Origin of the sequence: Actinoallomurus sp. NPDC052308 (assembly GCF_040679195.1) — a bacterium.
GTDB lineage: Bacteria > Actinomycetota > Actinomycetes > Streptosporangiales > Streptosporangiaceae > Actinoallomurus > Actinoallomurus liliacearum.
On the sequence record NZ_JBFAUM010000006.1, the window covers coordinates 245,320 to 259,452 of the forward strand.

Here is a 14,133-nt window from a genome sequence, read left to right on the forward strand (position 1 = left end):
CCGGATCTCGATAGGCTTCGAACGTGCGAGTCCTCGTTCTCGGGTCGGGCGGGCGCGAACACGCGCTGGTCCGCTCCCTTGCCCAAGACCCTGACGTCACCGCCCTGCACTGCGCCCCCGGCAACGCCGGCACCGGTGCGCTCGCGGACAACCATGTCCTGGACCCCACCGATCCGGTCGCCGTCGTCGAGCTCGCGCAGCGCCTGATGGCGCAGCTCGTCGTGATCGGCCCCGAGGCGCCGCTGGTCGCGGGCGTGGGCGACGCCCTGCGCCGGGCCGGGCTGCTGTGCTTCGGCCCCGACGCCGCGGCGGCGAGGATCGAGGGCTCGAAGGCGTTCGCCAAGGAGATCATGTCGGCGGCCGGCGTCCCGACCGCCGCCGCCCGGGTCTGTGAGAGCACCGACGGCATCAACGCCGCGCTCGACGAGTTCGGGCCGCCGTACGTCGTGAAGGACGACGGGCTGGCCGCCGGCAAGGGCGTCGTCGTCACCGAGGACCGGGGGGTCGCCGAGCGGCACGCGGCCGAGTGCGAGCGGGTGGTGATCGAGGAGTACCTCGACGGACCCGAGGTCTCGCTGTTCGCGCTGACCGACGGCACCACGGTCGTCCCGCTGCTGCCGGCGCAGGATTTCAAGCGCGCCTACGACGACGACCAGGGCCCCAACACCGGCGGCATGGGGGCGTACACCCCGCTGCCCTGGGCGCCGCCGGGCCTGGTCGACGAGGTCGTCCAGACGATCATCCAGCCGACCGTGGACGAGCTGCGGCGCCGCGAGACGCCCTACACCGGCGTGCTGTACGCCGGGCTGGCGCTGACGTCGAAGGGCGTCCGGGTGATCGAGTTCAACGCCCGGTTCGGCGACCCGGAGACGCAGGTCGTCCTGGACCGGCTGGCGACGCCGCTCGGCTCGGTGCTGCAGGCGTGCGCGGTCGGCGGGCTCGGATCCGCCCCGGCGCTGGAGTGGCGGCCGGGCGCGGCGGTCACCGTCGTGATCGCGGCGGAGAACTACCCGGGCAAGCCGACCGTCGGCGACCCCATCGCCGGGCTCGAGGAGGCCGACGCGGTGGAGGGCGCGTACGTCCTGCACGCGGGCACCAAGCTGCACAAGGGGCTGCCGGTCTCCGGCGGCGGGCGGGTGCTCGACGTCGTCGGCACCGGTCCGGACCTGGCCGCCGCCCGCGCGGCCGCGTACGCCGCCGCGGAGCGCATCCGGCTGCGCGGCGCGCACTACCGCACGGACATCGCCGCCAAGGTCTGACGGGCGGATGGAGCCGCACGGCGGCGCCTCGGCGGTGACGGCCGAGGCGCCGGAGGAGGCGTACCGGGTCACCACCCTGGAGCTGTTCTTCGACCTGGTCTTCGTCTTCACGATCACGCAGCTCACCGGCGTGCTCGCTCACGAGCTGTCGCCGGTGGGGCTGCTGCGGGTGGTCGTGCTCTTCGGCGTCCTGTGGTGGATCTACAGGGGTACGCCTGGCTGACGAACACCGTCGCGCCGACCACCACGTTCCGGCGGGTCCTGCTGCTGGTCGGCATGGCCGGGTTCCTCGTCATGGCGCTGGCCACGCCGCGCGCCTTCGACGGCGGCGGTGTCGCCTGGGGCCTGGGCTACCTCGTGGTCGTGCTCGTGCACGGCGGCCTGTACATCCAGGTCAACCGCGAGTTCCTGCGAGTGCTGCCCGCCAATCTGATCGCCGCCGTCCTGGTGATCGGCGCGGGGCTGACGTCCGGTCCGGCGACGTACGCGCTGTGGATCGCGGCGGTGCTCGTGCCGATCGTCATGCCGTACATCGTGCGACCGGGCGGCCGGTTCCCGCTGCGGGCGGCGCACATCGTCGAGCGGCACGGCCTGCTCGTCCTCATCACGCTCGGCGAGTCGGTGGTGGCGATCGGGATCGGCCTGTCGGAGGAGCCGCTCGACACCCGTACGACGATCGCGGCGGTGCTCGGCCTGGCCCTTGCCGCCGCGCTCTGGTGGACGTACTTCGCCGAGGACGACATGCGGGCCGAGCACGCGCTCACCCGGATGGACGACGCGCGCCGGACCGGCGCGATCATGAACGGCTACTTCTACGCCCACATCCCGGTGATGATCGGCATCGTCGCGGCGGCGGCGGGCGTGAAGAAGGCGATGGGCCACGCGACGGAGGCCCTGCACACGGGACCGGCGATCGCCCTCGGCGCGGGCGTCGCCGCGTACCTCCTCGGCGACGCCGCGTTCCGCCGCGCCCTGCGGATCGGCGCCCCGACCGTCCGGCTCGTCGGGGCGGTGTCGTGCCTGGCCGCGATCCCGTTGGGCGCCCTGGTGGCCGGCGAGGCGGAGCTCATCGCGCTCTTTTCGATCATCGTCGCGGCTCTCCTGACGGAGCGGAGAAGTTGATCTAGGATCCCGTGTTGATCTTGGTCCTCCTGAAGGGAAGACGGTCCATGCGCCGATCAGTCGGGCTCGCCCTCGCCACGCTTCTCATGACGGCCGGTACCTGCGGCACCGCCCTCGCCGGAACGCCGGCCCGTGAGCCGGCCGCCACCGCGCGCACCTCCGCCGCGACGGCCCAGGCCGCCGCCGCGCTCACCCGGCTGCACGCCACGTCGTCGCACGCGTTCGTCGACTCCGCCGGGACCACCCACCTGCTGATCGGCCCGAACATCCAGCCGGTCTGGGACGCGAACGACACCGACACCTGGGGACAGTCGACCTACGACTCGATCAAGGCCAAGGGCTTCACGGCGGTCCGCATGGTCCTGTTCTGGGACATGTTCCAGCCGACCGAGGCGGAGTGGAACGAGACGGCGTTCTCCACCCTCGCCACGGCGGTCACGCGGGCGAAGGCCGCCGGCCTGTACGTCATCCTCGACTGCGTCCACATGTCCGGCGCCAACGACGGCCAGGAGCACGTGCCGGGCTGGGCCCAGGTGACGCCCACGGACGACGGCTCCGTCGAGGGCCTGGACGCCGTCGTCGAGAACGGCCTGGGCTTCCTGCAGACCATCGCCAACCGGTACAAGGACGAGCCGGCGATCGCGGCGTACGACCCGGTCAACGAGCCGTTCCGCTCTTCTGCCAAGTCCGCGCGGCTGCTGTCCGACTACACCCAGATCGTCAACGCGATCCGCGCCAAGGACGGCACCACCAGCATCATGCTGGAGCCGTCCTACGGCGACTCGAAGGTGCCCACCTCGTCGTTCTCGTCCTTCACGCCGACGAACCGCGGCAACCTCATCTGGTCGGTCCACGACTACTACAACGGGGCCTCCGCGAGCGGCTACACGGCCGGCTACGACAACTCCACCGGCCTGGGCATGGTCCCGAACCCCTCCGACGGCACCACCGGCTACAACGCGGCGAACAAGGCCGGCCTCGCCTCGCACCTGCAGGTCCAGCTCGACATGGCCAAGGCCGAGAGCCTGCCGGTGTGGATCGGGGAGTTCGGTGTCGGCAGCGGCGCCACCGGCCACGACCAGTACATCAAGGACAAGGTCGCCCTCTACAAGTCCAAGGGCCTTGACTACGCCTGGTGGGAGTACTCCTCCGACAACGGGAACGGGCCGTTCAGCATGGTCGACGCGAACGAGAACTGGCGGTCCTGGGTGAGCTACCTGTTCTAGCGGCTGGGACACTGGAAGGGTGATCGAGCGCTACACCCTTCCGGAGATGGGCCGCGTCTGGAGCGACGCGCACAAGTACGAGCTGTGGTGCCGGGTCGAGACCCTGGTGCTCGAGGCGCACGCGAAGGCGGGCACCGTCCCGGCGGACGTCGTCGAGCCGGTGCGCGTCGCCCCACCGCCGACCCCGGAGCGGGTCGCCGAGATCGAGGCGACGACCCAGCACGACGTGATCGCGTTCCTGTCCGCGTGGGCCGACAACACCAAGCCCCGCGAGGCCGCGGCGTACGTGCACTTCGGCATGACGTCCTCGGACCTGCTCGACACCGCCCTCGCGGTGCAGCTCGTCGAGGCCACCGACATCCTGCTCGCCAAGGCGGACGCCCTGGTCGTGGCGCTGCGCGACCACGGCCTGGCACACCGCGACACGCTGCGCGTCGGCCGTACCCACGGCATCCACGGCGAGCCCGACGTCTGGGGGCACCGGGTCGCCGACTTCGCGTTCGCGATGGCGCGCTCCCGGGACCGGCTGCGCCGCGCCCGGGCCGCCGTCGGGGTCTGCGCGATCTCCGGCGCCGTCGGCACCTACTCGAACATCGACCCGGACGTCGAGCGGTACGTCGCCGCCGAGCTCGGGCTGGCGCCCGCGGACGTGTCCACCCAGGTGGTGATCCGCGACGGCATCAGCGAGTGGGTCTCCGCGCTGGCGATCACGGCCACGGTGTGCGAGGCGATCGCGCTGGAGGTCCGGCACGGCCAGCGCACCGAGGTGCGCGAGCTGTGGGAGCCGTTCGGGAAGGGCCAGAAGGGCTCCTCTGCGATGCCGCACAAGAAGAATCCGATCATCTCCGAGCGGCTCGCCGGGATGGCCCGGATCGTCCGCGCCCAGGTGACCCCGGTGCTGGAGGGCATCCCGCTGTGGCACGAGCGGGACATCTCGCACTCCTCCACCGAGCGGATCGCGCTGCCCGACGCCTCGATCGCGCTCGACTACATGCTCAACCTGACGCACCGCCTGGTCACCGGCCTCGTCGTCGACGTCGAGCGGATGCGCGCCAACCTCGAGTCGACCGGCGGCCTGATCTACACGAGCACCGTCCTGCTGGAGCTCGTCAACGCGGGGATGTCCCGCGACGACGAGGCGTACCCGCTCGTCCAGCGGGCGGCGATGGAGACCTGGGAGACCGGGACGCCGTTCCGCGAGACGCTGCGCACGCAGGCCGCCGCGGCCGGGCTGACGCTCGACGAGGCGCGGCTCGACGAGGTCTGCCGTCCGGAGCGGTACGTCGAGCGCCTCGACGGGATGTTCCAGCGCCTCGCCGCGCTGAGCTGACCGAGGCCAGAATGCGATCATGGCGGGGAAGGAAGGGAGCCCCGCCATGACGATCGTGGTCCGCGAGCTGAACGTCTATCCCGTGAAGAGCGCCGGCGGCACGCCGCTGACCAGGGCCGAGGTGCTCCCGGAGGGGTTCCGGCACGACCGCGCGTTCATGCTGATCCGCCCGGACGGGCGGCACCTGTCGCAGCGAGAGGTCCCGCGGATGGCGCTGCTGCGCCCGTCGTACGACGGCGTGAAGCTGACCGTGGAGTTCGCCGGAACCGGTCCGGGTGCACCGCTCGTCCACGCGGTCCCCGCCGACGGGCCGGTGCTGGACGTCACCGTGCACGGCGACCCGTGCCAGGGCGTCGACCAAGGCGACGAGGCGGCCGCCTGGTTCACCGCCGCGCTCGGCCGCGACTGCCGCCTCGTGGGGTTCACCGGCCGGCGGGAGACCGGGATCGGCGGCGGCACGGTCAAGTTCGCCGACGAGTTCCCGCTGCTCGTCGTCTCGGCGGAGTCCCTGGCGGAGCTGAACTCCCGCCTGGCCGAGCCGCTGCCGATGAACCGCTTCCGGCCCAGCATCGTGCTCGAGGGCCTCGGCGCCTGGGGCGAGGACTCCGTGCGGTTCCTGCGGATCGGCGAGGTCGAGCTGGAGCTGGTCAAGCCCTGCGCCCGCTGCGTCATCACGACCACCGACCAGGAGACCGCCATCAAGGGCCGGGAGCCGCTGCGCACCCTGGCGACCTACCGGACCCACACGTTCCCCGACGGCGACCGCGGCGTCATCTTCGGCCAGAACGCCGTCCCCCGCGCCCTCGGCACCATCAACGTCGGCGACGACGTGACCGTGTTCAGCCGATGACCTCGCCGGCCGGGACGCCGTAGCCGTCGAGCGGGTCCGGGCCGCCGAGCGCCCATTTGTGGATGGTGCCGAAATGCGGCGGCTCCGGACGCGGGCCGGCGCCTCGTCGATCGCGGCCCATCCCGGAGATTCGATCACGATCGGCCCCTGGTCGGGCCGGTCGCGACACCTGTGGCGCACCGGGCCTCCGGGACCACACCGGTACGTGGGTATCCTCGGGACTCAGGTTCGTACAAGTGAAACGCTGAACGCATCGGCAAGCCTCGGCGCTGAGGTCCGGGATACCCCGAACAAACCTGTGGCCCGCCGCATCTAACGAATCGGGGCTACCACGCAAGACCGGAAGTTTCGGTCATGCCACGATGCACCCGATGGAATACTGGGGCCGCCCGTGTCACACGCGCGGCACTCGTGACCCGCCGACCTGACCGAGCGGGCAGTCTAACTTCACCGCAGCCAAAGGAGCACCGGCGATATGAGCTTGGGCCACGAGGTCCGTTACCGCGTGCGTGGTGGCGCCGAGTTGAGCGGCACCGTGTTCGTCCAGGGCGCCAAGAACGCCGTCCTGCCGATGATCGGCGCCTCCCTGATGGCGGCCGAGGGACGTACGGTCCTGCGGAACGTGCCGATCATCGAGGACGTGAAACGTGCGGTCGAGCTGGCCGAGGCGGTCGGCGCGAAGGCCGAGCTGCACGAGGCCGAGCGCACCCTGGTGATCGACGCGTCGAAGCTGACCAGCCCGGTCCTGCCGGAAGAGATCGCCTCGCGGTTCCGTGGCTCGTTCCTGTTCGTGCCGGCGTTGCTGCACCGACTCGGTGAGGCGGTGATCGAGGGCGTCGGCGGATGCAACCTCGGCAGCCGCAACCTCGACTTCCACTACAACGGTTTCAAGCGCATGGGCGCGACCGTCACCGAGCAGGTGAGCGACGACGGCCGTGGCAGCATCCACGTCAAGGCCGGCCAGCTGCAGGGCGGCACGCTCTACCTGGACACGCCGTCGCACACCGGCACCGAGAACCTCATCATGGCCGCCTCGCTGGCCGAGGGCACCACGCTGATCAAGAACTGCGCCCTCGAGCCCGAGGTGCTGGACGTCATCCAGTTCGTGCAGCGCATGGGCGCCCGCATCACCGGCGGCGGCACCGGCTTCATCACCGTCGAGGGCGTCGACAAGCTCACCGCGGTCCAGCACACGGTGATGCCCGACCGCATCGACGCGGGCGTCCTGGTCATGGCGGCCGCCATCACCGGCGGAGAGATCAGCCTGGTCGGCGCCTCGCTCGAGCACCTCGGCGTCGCGGCCGACAAGCTGGAGCAGATGGGCGTGGAGTTCTCCGAGGAGGGCGCCGTGCTCCGGGTCCGCCGGGACCGGCCGCTGCGGCCCATCAACGTGATCACCGACGAGTACCCCGGCTTCGCCACCGACCTCCAGTCGCCGATCATGGCGGTGTCCTGCCTCGCCGACGGTCCGAGCTACATCTACGAGCGCATCTTCGACGGCCGGTTCAAGCTGGCCGACGAGCTGGTGCGGATGGGCGCCGACATCGAGGTGAACGGCAACCGGGCCAAGGTCAACGGCGCGACGCCGCTGCGCGGGTCCGAGGTCGTCGCCCACGACCTGCGCACCGGCAGCGCGCTGGTGCTGGCCGGCCTCGTGGCCGAGGGCGAGACCACCATCACCAACGGCTACTACCTGGACCGCGGCCACTCGCACATCGCCGAGCGGCTGAACGCCCTGGGCGCGGACATCGAGCGCCTGGCCTGATCTCTGGTTCCACGACGCGGACGTCCCGTCGCGATCCCGGCAGTGACCCCTCTCCCACACGAGGCCGTCATTCCCCGGCGAACGCGGCGGGGCGTGTGCCATATTTGACCTTAATGATCACAAGCCTTCCGACCCTCACTGACCTAACCGGTTAGTAATATTTCCCTCACCGGACGCTCTCTACTAGTGGTTTTTCGACGCACTCTTAACCGATTTCGCTAAGACGCGTCACATACCGCGGGCCTCCGGCGATCTGCCCAGTGAGGTGTTAGTTCACGGAGCTGGGGCGGACGACCAGACAGGGGCGTCAGTGTGATGGGTCATGCGTTGGGTGAAGGCCGTGGGTCGACGGCCGCGAGATGGAACGGGCGGCAGGTAGGACCGGCCGAAAGCCGCCTGGAGGCGCCGCGGCGCCGGGAGGGGCGGACATGAGTGGTCCTCGAGGCGGATCGGTGACACCCGATCTGACCATCGGCGTCGTCGGACCACACGATCTGGTCGAGCGCGTCATGCTCATGGGCCACGGCCCCACGCCGGTGCCGAGCCGCCTCGTCGCGGCGGCGTACCGCGACGAGCAGGAGGCGGCGGACAAGGTCGTACGGCTCGGGTCGGGGGTGGACGTCTGCCTGTTCGCCAGCCCGGTCCCGTACGAGTTCGCCCGCAAGGCGGGCGTCCTCACGATGCCGGCGACGTTCGTCCCGCTGAACGGCGCCGCGCTGCAGGGCGCGCTCCTGCGCGCCGCACTCGACGAGCACCACGAGCCGTCGCGCGTCAGCATCGACGTGCTGAGCCGCGCCGAGGTCGAAGAGGCGTACGGCGAGATCAATCTCAGCACCGAGCACGTGCACTTGCGGGAGGAGGCGGCCGGGCCGGGGACCCTGGCGGCCTTTCACGAGCGTTTGTGGCGTCGCGGCGCCACAAGTGTCGCGCTCACTTGCGTGCACGCGACGGCGGAGCGGCTCGAGCTGGCCGGCGTGCCGACGCTGCGCATCCGGCCGACGGGCGCGGCGATCCGGTCCGCGCTGCAGACCTCGGCGCTGCTGGGCGCCCATCACCGGCTGGAGGAGTCCCAGCTCGTCGTCGTGGTCGTGGACGTCCCGACGCTGCGCGAGACGCCGCGGCGCGTCACGCCACGCTACTGGCGCGAGGAGCTGAAGCTGTCGCTGCAGCGCCTCCTCCTGCAGGAGGCGCACCGGATGAGCGCCGCCGTCTGGCCGCTCGACGACCACAGCTACCTGGTCACCGCCACCCGCGGCTCGATCACGGCGGCGACGGAGGGGTTCCGCACCCCGCCGTTCGTCGAGCGGGTCCGCGAGGAGCTGGGGCTGGCGGTCGAGGTCGGCATCGGCATGGGGCGCACCGCCCAGGAGGCGGAGACGCACGCGCGGGCGGCCCTCGCCCGCTCGCAGACGTCGCAGCGGGCGCAGGGCTTCGCGCTGGACCGGGACGGCCGCGCGCTCGTGCCCGCCCCGCGCACCCCGCCCCGCGCTCCGGCGCCGGCCAAGCCCAAGGGCCTGGAGATCCTCGCCCGCCTGGCCGACAAGCTGGGCGACCAGCCGGGTGAGGAGGGCGCCGACGGCCGGCAGCCGCTCATCGTGGACGCGGAGAACGCCGGGAAGATGCTCGGCGTCACCCCGCGCACGGCTCGGCGGCTGCTGCGGACCCTGGTGGAGGAGGGCCTCGCCTGGCCTCTTCCGCCGAACCGGACCCCGCAGCCGGGCCGTCCCCGCCAGCTGTACCGGCTGATCGTCGAGAAGCTCGGGCCGAAGGCCGGCTGATCCGCCGACCGGGGGCCGCCTGACATACCGGGCGGTCCTCGGCCGAAGCGGAACATTTCTCCGGGCGGCGTCCGTCCCGAGCGATACGGCGTTTTACCCGACTTGCAGTCATCATTACGGTCATGGCCGAATCCGGCCACTTCATCGCCTTTTCTCAACTCGACAGGTGCGGCGTACGTCGCATACGTAGTGTCGGGACCCCGACGCTCTCCGTCGCTTGAGACCAAGGAACGCCATGGACGGAAACTGGACGGTCCCCGGATACCGGCAGGTCCGAATCCTCGGGCAGGGTGCCTCCGGCACGGTCGTCCTCGCCGTGCACGAGGCGACCGGCACTCCCGCCGCCATCAAGTACCTGTCGGACGCGCTCAGGTCCGACGCCGACTTCCTCGACCGGTTCCGGGCGGAGGCGCGGCTGATGGCCGAGCTGACCGACCCCCACGTCGTCGGCCTCTACGAGTACGTCGAGACGCCGACGGCCGCCGCCCTCGTGATGGAGCTGGTCGACGGCGTCACGCTCAAGGACGTCCTGAAGACCCAAGGGCCCACCGGCCCCGAGGCCGCGCTGGTCGTCCTCAAGGGCTCGCTGCGCGGACTGGCGGCCGCGCACGCCGCGGGGGTCGTCCACCGGGACTACAAACCCGCCAACGTGCTCGTCCGCGACGACGGCGAGAGCCGGCTCGCGGACTTCGGCATCGCGGTCCGCGCGGACGAACGCGCGACCGCCTCCGGCACGCCCGCCTACATGGCGCCCGAACAGTGGACCACGGGCACCGTCGGACCGGCCACCGACGTGTACGCGGCCACCGCCGTGTTCTACGAATGCCTCACCGGCGAACGCCCCTACCCGATCGAGGGGCTGTGGGCGCTGGCCGCCGCACACCGCCTCGACCCGATCCCGGTCGACCGGGTCCCGGCGGAGCTGCACGGCCTGGTGGCGCGCGGCCTCGCCAAGGACTTCGCCGACCGGCCGGCGTCGGCCGAGGCGTTCCTCGCCGAGCTCGAGGACGCGGCGATCGCCGGCTACGGCCCGGGCTGGGAGGAGCGCGGCCGGGTCCGCCTCGCGGCCCTCGCCGCCCTGCTGGCCTACCTGTTCCCCCTCGCCCGGCCCATCCCCACCGGCGGCACGGCGCTGGCGCTGACGCGCCTCGGCAAGAGCCGTCTCATGGTGGTGGCCGGGATGGCGGTCGGCGCGCTGCTGGCGGGCGGTGGCGGGGCGTACGTCCTGGCCGGCTCCCACCACCGCCTCGGCACCGGCGCGACCGCGACCTCGACGCCGTCCGTGGTGGCCGAACCGGGCCCCTCTCCTGGCGACACCGCCTCGCCGTCGCCGAGCACGACGCCGTCGGACAGTGCCACGCCGACCGGGTCGACGCCCTCGTCCGAGACGACGACGCCGACCACCGGCTCTCCCGGCACGACGACCGCTCCGGCCGAGGGCTCGACCAAGCCCGTGGTCGTGGTCCCCAAGCCCACCCCCAGCGCGAGCGTCGCCACGACGGTCACGGGCCTCCGCGTCGATGGCGTCAGCGTCGGCTCGGCCCCGGACGGCGCAGCGGCCGCGGGTTATCCGGTGACGGCTACCGTCACCGTGACGGTCAGCGGCCCCGGCACCGTGGACGTCACGGTGAGCTTCTCCTCCGGGGAGCTGTCCGGGTCCGGCGGCACGACGAGCGTGCGGGGATCCGGCGACCACGAGGTGCAGGTCACCGGGTCGGTCCAGCGATGCGCCGGCACGGTGACCGCCGTGGCCTCCTCCCGCGGCCTCTCGGCCAAGGGATCCGGACAGTGCCCTGCGACGGGAGGGGGATGACACATGGACGAGACCCGGCGCGACATGGACGAGACCCGAGGCGACACGGACGGGACCCGGCGCGACGTGGACGAGACGTGGCGTGACCTGGACGAGGCCCGGCGGGACTCCGAGGGGAACCGGCGCGACTCCGACGAGACCCTGACGTCGGCCACCCGTGAGCCCGGAGACGTCGTGCCGTACGCGGCTCCGGGGCGGTCCCGGGATGGGGTGACGCTGCGGTTCGGGCCCGGCGTCCCGCCCGAGGTCGCGAAGAAGTGGAGCGGATCCGGGCGGCGCCGGCGGCTCGGGCGACGGATCGTCGGCGGCCTGCTGACCCTGGGCGTCGCCGTGCTCGCCGGCCTGGTCGTGTGGTGGCTGCTCCGTGGCGGTCCCGGCGTCACCGTGACGAACGTGAGCGTGAGCACGCCGACCTCGGTCCAGTCCTGCGACACGACCGTACGGCTCGTGGGGACGATCCGGACCAACGGCGGGTACGGCGACGTGAAGTACCGCTGGCGGCGCAGCGACGGCCAGGTCTCCGGAGTGCTGTCCGAGAGCGTGCGCAAAGGGCAGCACTCGGTCCAGGTCCCGCTGCGCTGGACGGTCAGGGGCGACGGGACCCTGCACGCGGTCGCCACTCTGGAGATCGTCCAGTCGGGCGGCCCGGGCCTGCGGGCCTCGGGCGCCTTCGACTACGTCTGCGGCTGAACCGCGACGTCTCACCGGGTGAACGGCCTCTTCGCGCCGCATGACCGAATGGCCGGCTCCGTGGGCTCGAGGTCGGAAAAGAGCGTGGCGCGAAGAAGGTCGCACCCACTACCGTGTAATGAGCCATGACCACACAGACTCATGACTCACGTCCGCCGTTGACCTGGGTGGCCCTGCCGATCGTCTACGTCGTCTGGGGCTCGACCTACCTCGGCATCCACTACGTCGTCCAGACGATGCCGCCGCTGATCGGCGCCGGGATCCGCTTCGTCGTCGCCGCCGTCGTGCTCGCCGCCGTCCTCGCGATCCTGCGGGGCCCCTCCGTGCTGCGCGTGCCGTGGCGCCGTCTCGGCACGGCCGCCCTCATCGGCCTGTTGCTGCTGACCGGCGGCAACGGCATGGTCGGCATCGCCGAGCAGCACATCTCCTCGGGCCTGGCCGCGCTGCTCGTCGCGAGCGTTCCGCTCTGGCTGGTGGTGTTCCGGGTGAGCACGGGCGACCGGCCGCCGGCGGCGACCGTCGGCGGGGTCCTCGTCGGCTTCGGCGGGCTGGCGCTGCTGACCCTCACGCATGGGGGCGGCTCGGGCGACGTGACCGGTGTGGTCGTGATCCTGCTCGCGTCGCTGTCGTGGTCGATCGGGTCGTTCCTGTCCTCCCGGCTGCCGATGCCGGAGAACCCCTTCGCCGCCAGCGTGTACGAGATGGCCGCGGGCGGGCTCGCCCTGCTCGCCGCCGGGTTCGGGCGCGGCGAGGCGCTGCACGTCGGCGAGGTCTCGCGGGCGTCCTGGCTGGGCCTGGCCTACCTGATCGTCTTCGGCTCGCTCGTGGCCTTCACGTCGTACGTCTGGCTGCTCGGCAACGCGCCCATCTCGCTCGTCGGGACGTACGCGTACGTCAACCCGGCGGTGGCGGTGCTGCTCGGCGTGGCGTTCGCCGGCGAGCACGCCTCGTGGACGATCCTCGCCGGCGGACTGGTCATCATCCTCGGGGTCGGGCTCGTCGTGTCGACGGAGCGCCGTCCCCGTACGGCCGCGCCCCCGGAGCCGGGCTCCGAGGGCGGGCCGGCCGTCGAGTCCCCGACTCAGGCGCGGCGGTAGGCCTCCGCGACGGCGAGGAACGCGTCGTTCTCCTCCGGCGTCCCGATCGAGACGCGCGCGCCCTCGCCGGGGAACGGCCGGACGCTGACCCCGGCGGCGTCGCAGGCGGCGGAGAACGCCATGGTGTCCTCCCCGAGCCGCAGCCACACGAAGTTCGCCTCGGTCGGCGGCACGGTCCATCCCTGGGCGAGCAGCGCGTCCCGGACCCGCTCGCGCTCCTTCACGGTCGCCTCGACGCGCTCGAGGAGCTCGCCCTCGGCCCGCAGGGAGGCGATGGCGGCCACCTGGGCGACGGAGCTCACCGTGAACGGCAGGTAGGTCTTACGGACCTGCTGGGCGACGGGCTCGTGCGCGACCATGAAGCCGATCCGCAGGCCCGCCAGTCCGTAGGCCTTGGAGAAGGTGCGCAGGACGGCGACGTTCGGCCGGTCGCCGTACAGGGTGAGCCCGTCGGGGACCTCGGGGTCCCGGATGTACTCGTGGTACGCCTCGTCCAGGACGACGAGGCAGTCCTCCGGCACCCGGTCCAGGAACGCCTCGAGCTCCGGGCGCTTGACGACGGTGCCGGTCGGGTTGTTCGGGTTGCAGACGAAGATCAGGCGCGTCCGGTCGGTGATGGCGTCGGCCATCGCCCGCAGGTCGTGGGTCTCCTCGGTCAGCGGCACGCGGACCGAGGTCACGCCGGCCAGGTCCGCGAGGGTCGGGTAGGCCTCGAAGGACCGCCAGGCGTACACCACCTCGACGCCGGGCTCGCCGACGGCCTCCAGCAACATCTGGGCGACCCCGACGGAACCGCAGCCGACGGCGACGTGCTCCGGCGGAACGCCGAACCGCTCGGCGATCGCCTCGATGAGTGCGACGCAGCCGTTGTCGGGGTAACGGTTGACGAGTCCGCCCGCCTCACCGATCGCCGTGAGCACCGAGGGCAACGGCCCGTACGGGGACTCGTTCGACGAGAGCTTGAACGACCGGCCCTCCGGTGACCGGGCGACCTTGCCCGGCTTGTACGCGACGTAGTCGTCGAGCACGGAACGGAAACGGGGACTGCGCTGCTCGGACACCCTTGTCCTCCCGGGACGGAGACGTACGGGGCCACTCTACGAAGCGATGCGGGCGACTGTCGCCACCGGCGAGCGGTCAGAGTGCAGAAGCCGTCATACGGGTATCAATCACGACAAAGGTGTCGGCGTCATCGGGGGGAGA

The 14,133-nt window shown here is 71.9% G+C and carries 11 protein-coding genes and 1 pseudogene; 10 read left to right on the forward strand and 2 right to left on the reverse strand.

Annotation, left to right across the window (positions count from 1 at the left end; genetic code table 11):
* Window positions 1-23: 23 nt before the first annotated feature.
* The 5 genes and pseudogenes from purD (at window position 24) to AB0L00_RS20055 (ending at window position 5,787) form a co-directional block, all read left to right on the forward strand.
* Window positions 24-1,259, forward strand: a complete 1,236-nt coding sequence (purD, locus tag AB0L00_RS20035; protein ID WP_364436028.1) for a phosphoribosylamine--glycine ligase — start codon at window positions 24-26, stop codon at window positions 1,257-1,259.
* A 7-nt stretch (window positions 1,260-1,266) separates the two neighbouring features.
* A pseudogene (locus tag AB0L00_RS20040) lies at window positions 1,267-2,381 on the forward strand (low temperature requirement protein A).
* Between the two features lie 47 nt (window positions 2,382-2,428).
* Window positions 2,429-3,607, forward strand: a complete 1,179-nt coding sequence (locus tag AB0L00_RS20045; protein WP_364436031.1) for a cellulase family glycosylhydrolase — start codon at window positions 2,429-2,431, stop codon at window positions 3,605-3,607.
* A gap of 19 nt (window positions 3,608-3,626) precedes the next feature.
* Window positions 3,627-4,937 carry an adenylosuccinate lyase gene (purB, locus tag AB0L00_RS20050; RefSeq protein WP_364436033.1) on the forward strand — a complete coding sequence of 437 codons (1,311 nt, stop codon included), beginning with the start codon at window positions 3,627-3,629 and terminating at the stop codon, window positions 4,935-4,937.
* Window positions 4,938-4,983: 46 nt separating this feature from the next.
* Window positions 4,984-5,787 carry an MOSC N-terminal beta barrel domain-containing protein gene (locus AB0L00_RS20055; protein WP_364436036.1) on the forward strand — a complete coding sequence of 268 codons (804 nt, stop codon included), beginning with the start codon at window positions 4,984-4,986 and terminating at the stop codon, window positions 5,785-5,787.
* Here the strand turns inward: AB0L00_RS20055 and AB0L00_RS20060 are convergent.
* Entirely contained in the window at window positions 5,777-5,908 is a 132-nt protein-coding gene (locus AB0L00_RS20060) for a hypothetical protein (protein WP_364436038.1), read from the reverse strand. The genes AB0L00_RS20055 and AB0L00_RS20060 overlap by 11 nt on opposite strands.
* Window positions 5,909-6,262: 354 nt before the next feature.
* Here AB0L00_RS20060 and murA point away from each other — a divergent pair, with 354 nt between their 5' ends.
* The 5 genes from murA (at window position 6,263) to AB0L00_RS20085 (ending at window position 12,930) form a co-directional block, all read left to right on the forward strand.
* Window positions 6,263-7,552: a UDP-N-acetylglucosamine 1-carboxyvinyltransferase gene (murA, locus tag AB0L00_RS20065; RefSeq protein ID WP_345366782.1), complete on the forward strand. Its 1,290-nt coding sequence runs from the start codon at window positions 6,263-6,265 to the stop codon at window positions 7,550-7,552.
* A gap of 494 nt (window positions 7,553-8,046) precedes the next feature.
* The gene (locus AB0L00_RS20070) at window positions 8,047-9,330 is read left to right on the forward strand and encodes a transcriptional regulator (RefSeq protein WP_364436253.1); all 1,284 of its coding nucleotides are present in this window, start codon (window positions 8,047-8,049) and stop codon (window positions 9,328-9,330) included.
* A gap of 235 nt (window positions 9,331-9,565) precedes the next feature.
* Window positions 9,566-11,143, forward strand: coding sequence for a serine/threonine-protein kinase (locus AB0L00_RS20075; RefSeq protein ID WP_364436041.1), 1,578 nt, complete (start codon window positions 9,566-9,568; stop codon window positions 11,141-11,143).
* 3 nt (window positions 11,144-11,146) lie between these two features.
* Window positions 11,147-11,833 carry a hypothetical protein gene (locus AB0L00_RS20080; RefSeq protein ID WP_364436044.1) on the forward strand — a complete coding sequence of 229 codons (687 nt, stop codon included), beginning with the start codon at window positions 11,147-11,149 and terminating at the stop codon, window positions 11,831-11,833.
* A gap of 125 nt (window positions 11,834-11,958) precedes the next feature.
* Window positions 11,959-12,930 carry an EamA family transporter gene (locus AB0L00_RS20085; RefSeq protein ID WP_364436047.1) on the forward strand — a complete coding sequence of 324 codons (972 nt, stop codon included), beginning with the start codon at window positions 11,959-11,961 and terminating at the stop codon, window positions 12,928-12,930.
* Here the strand turns inward: AB0L00_RS20085 and hisC are convergent.
* Window positions 12,915-13,991 carry a histidinol-phosphate transaminase gene (gene hisC, locus AB0L00_RS20090; protein WP_345366774.1) on the reverse strand — a complete coding sequence of 359 codons (1,077 nt, stop codon included), beginning with the start codon at window positions 13,989-13,991 and terminating at the stop codon, window positions 12,915-12,917. The two genes, AB0L00_RS20085 and hisC, sit on opposite strands and share 16 nt — an antisense overlap.
* Between the last annotated feature and the right edge of the window lie 142 nt (window positions 13,992-14,133).

Coding starts and splice junctions, on each gene's coding strand:
- AB0L00_RS20045 (WP_364436031.1), top strand. CDS start 2,429: ATGCGCCGATCAGTCGGGCTCGCCCTCGCCACGCTTCTCATGACGGCC.
- AB0L00_RS20055 (WP_364436036.1), top strand. CDS start 4,984: ATGACGATCGTGGTCCGCGAGCTGAACGTCTATCCCGTGAAGAGCGCC.
- AB0L00_RS20060 (WP_364436038.1), bottom strand. CDS start 5,908: ATGGGCCGCGATCGACGAGGCGCCGGCCCGCGTCCGGAGCCGCCGCAT.
- murA (WP_345366782.1), top strand. CDS start 6,263: ATGAGCTTGGGCCACGAGGTCCGTTACCGCGTGCGTGGTGGCGCCGAG.
- AB0L00_RS20075 (WP_364436041.1), top strand. CDS start 9,566: ATGGACGGAAACTGGACGGTCCCCGGATACCGGCAGGTCCGAATCCTC.
- AB0L00_RS20080 (WP_364436044.1), top strand. CDS start 11,147: ATGGACGAGACCCGGCGCGACATGGACGAGACCCGAGGCGACACGGAC.
- AB0L00_RS20085 (WP_364436047.1), top strand. CDS start 11,959: ATGACCACACAGACTCATGACTCACGTCCGCCGTTGACCTGGGTGGCC.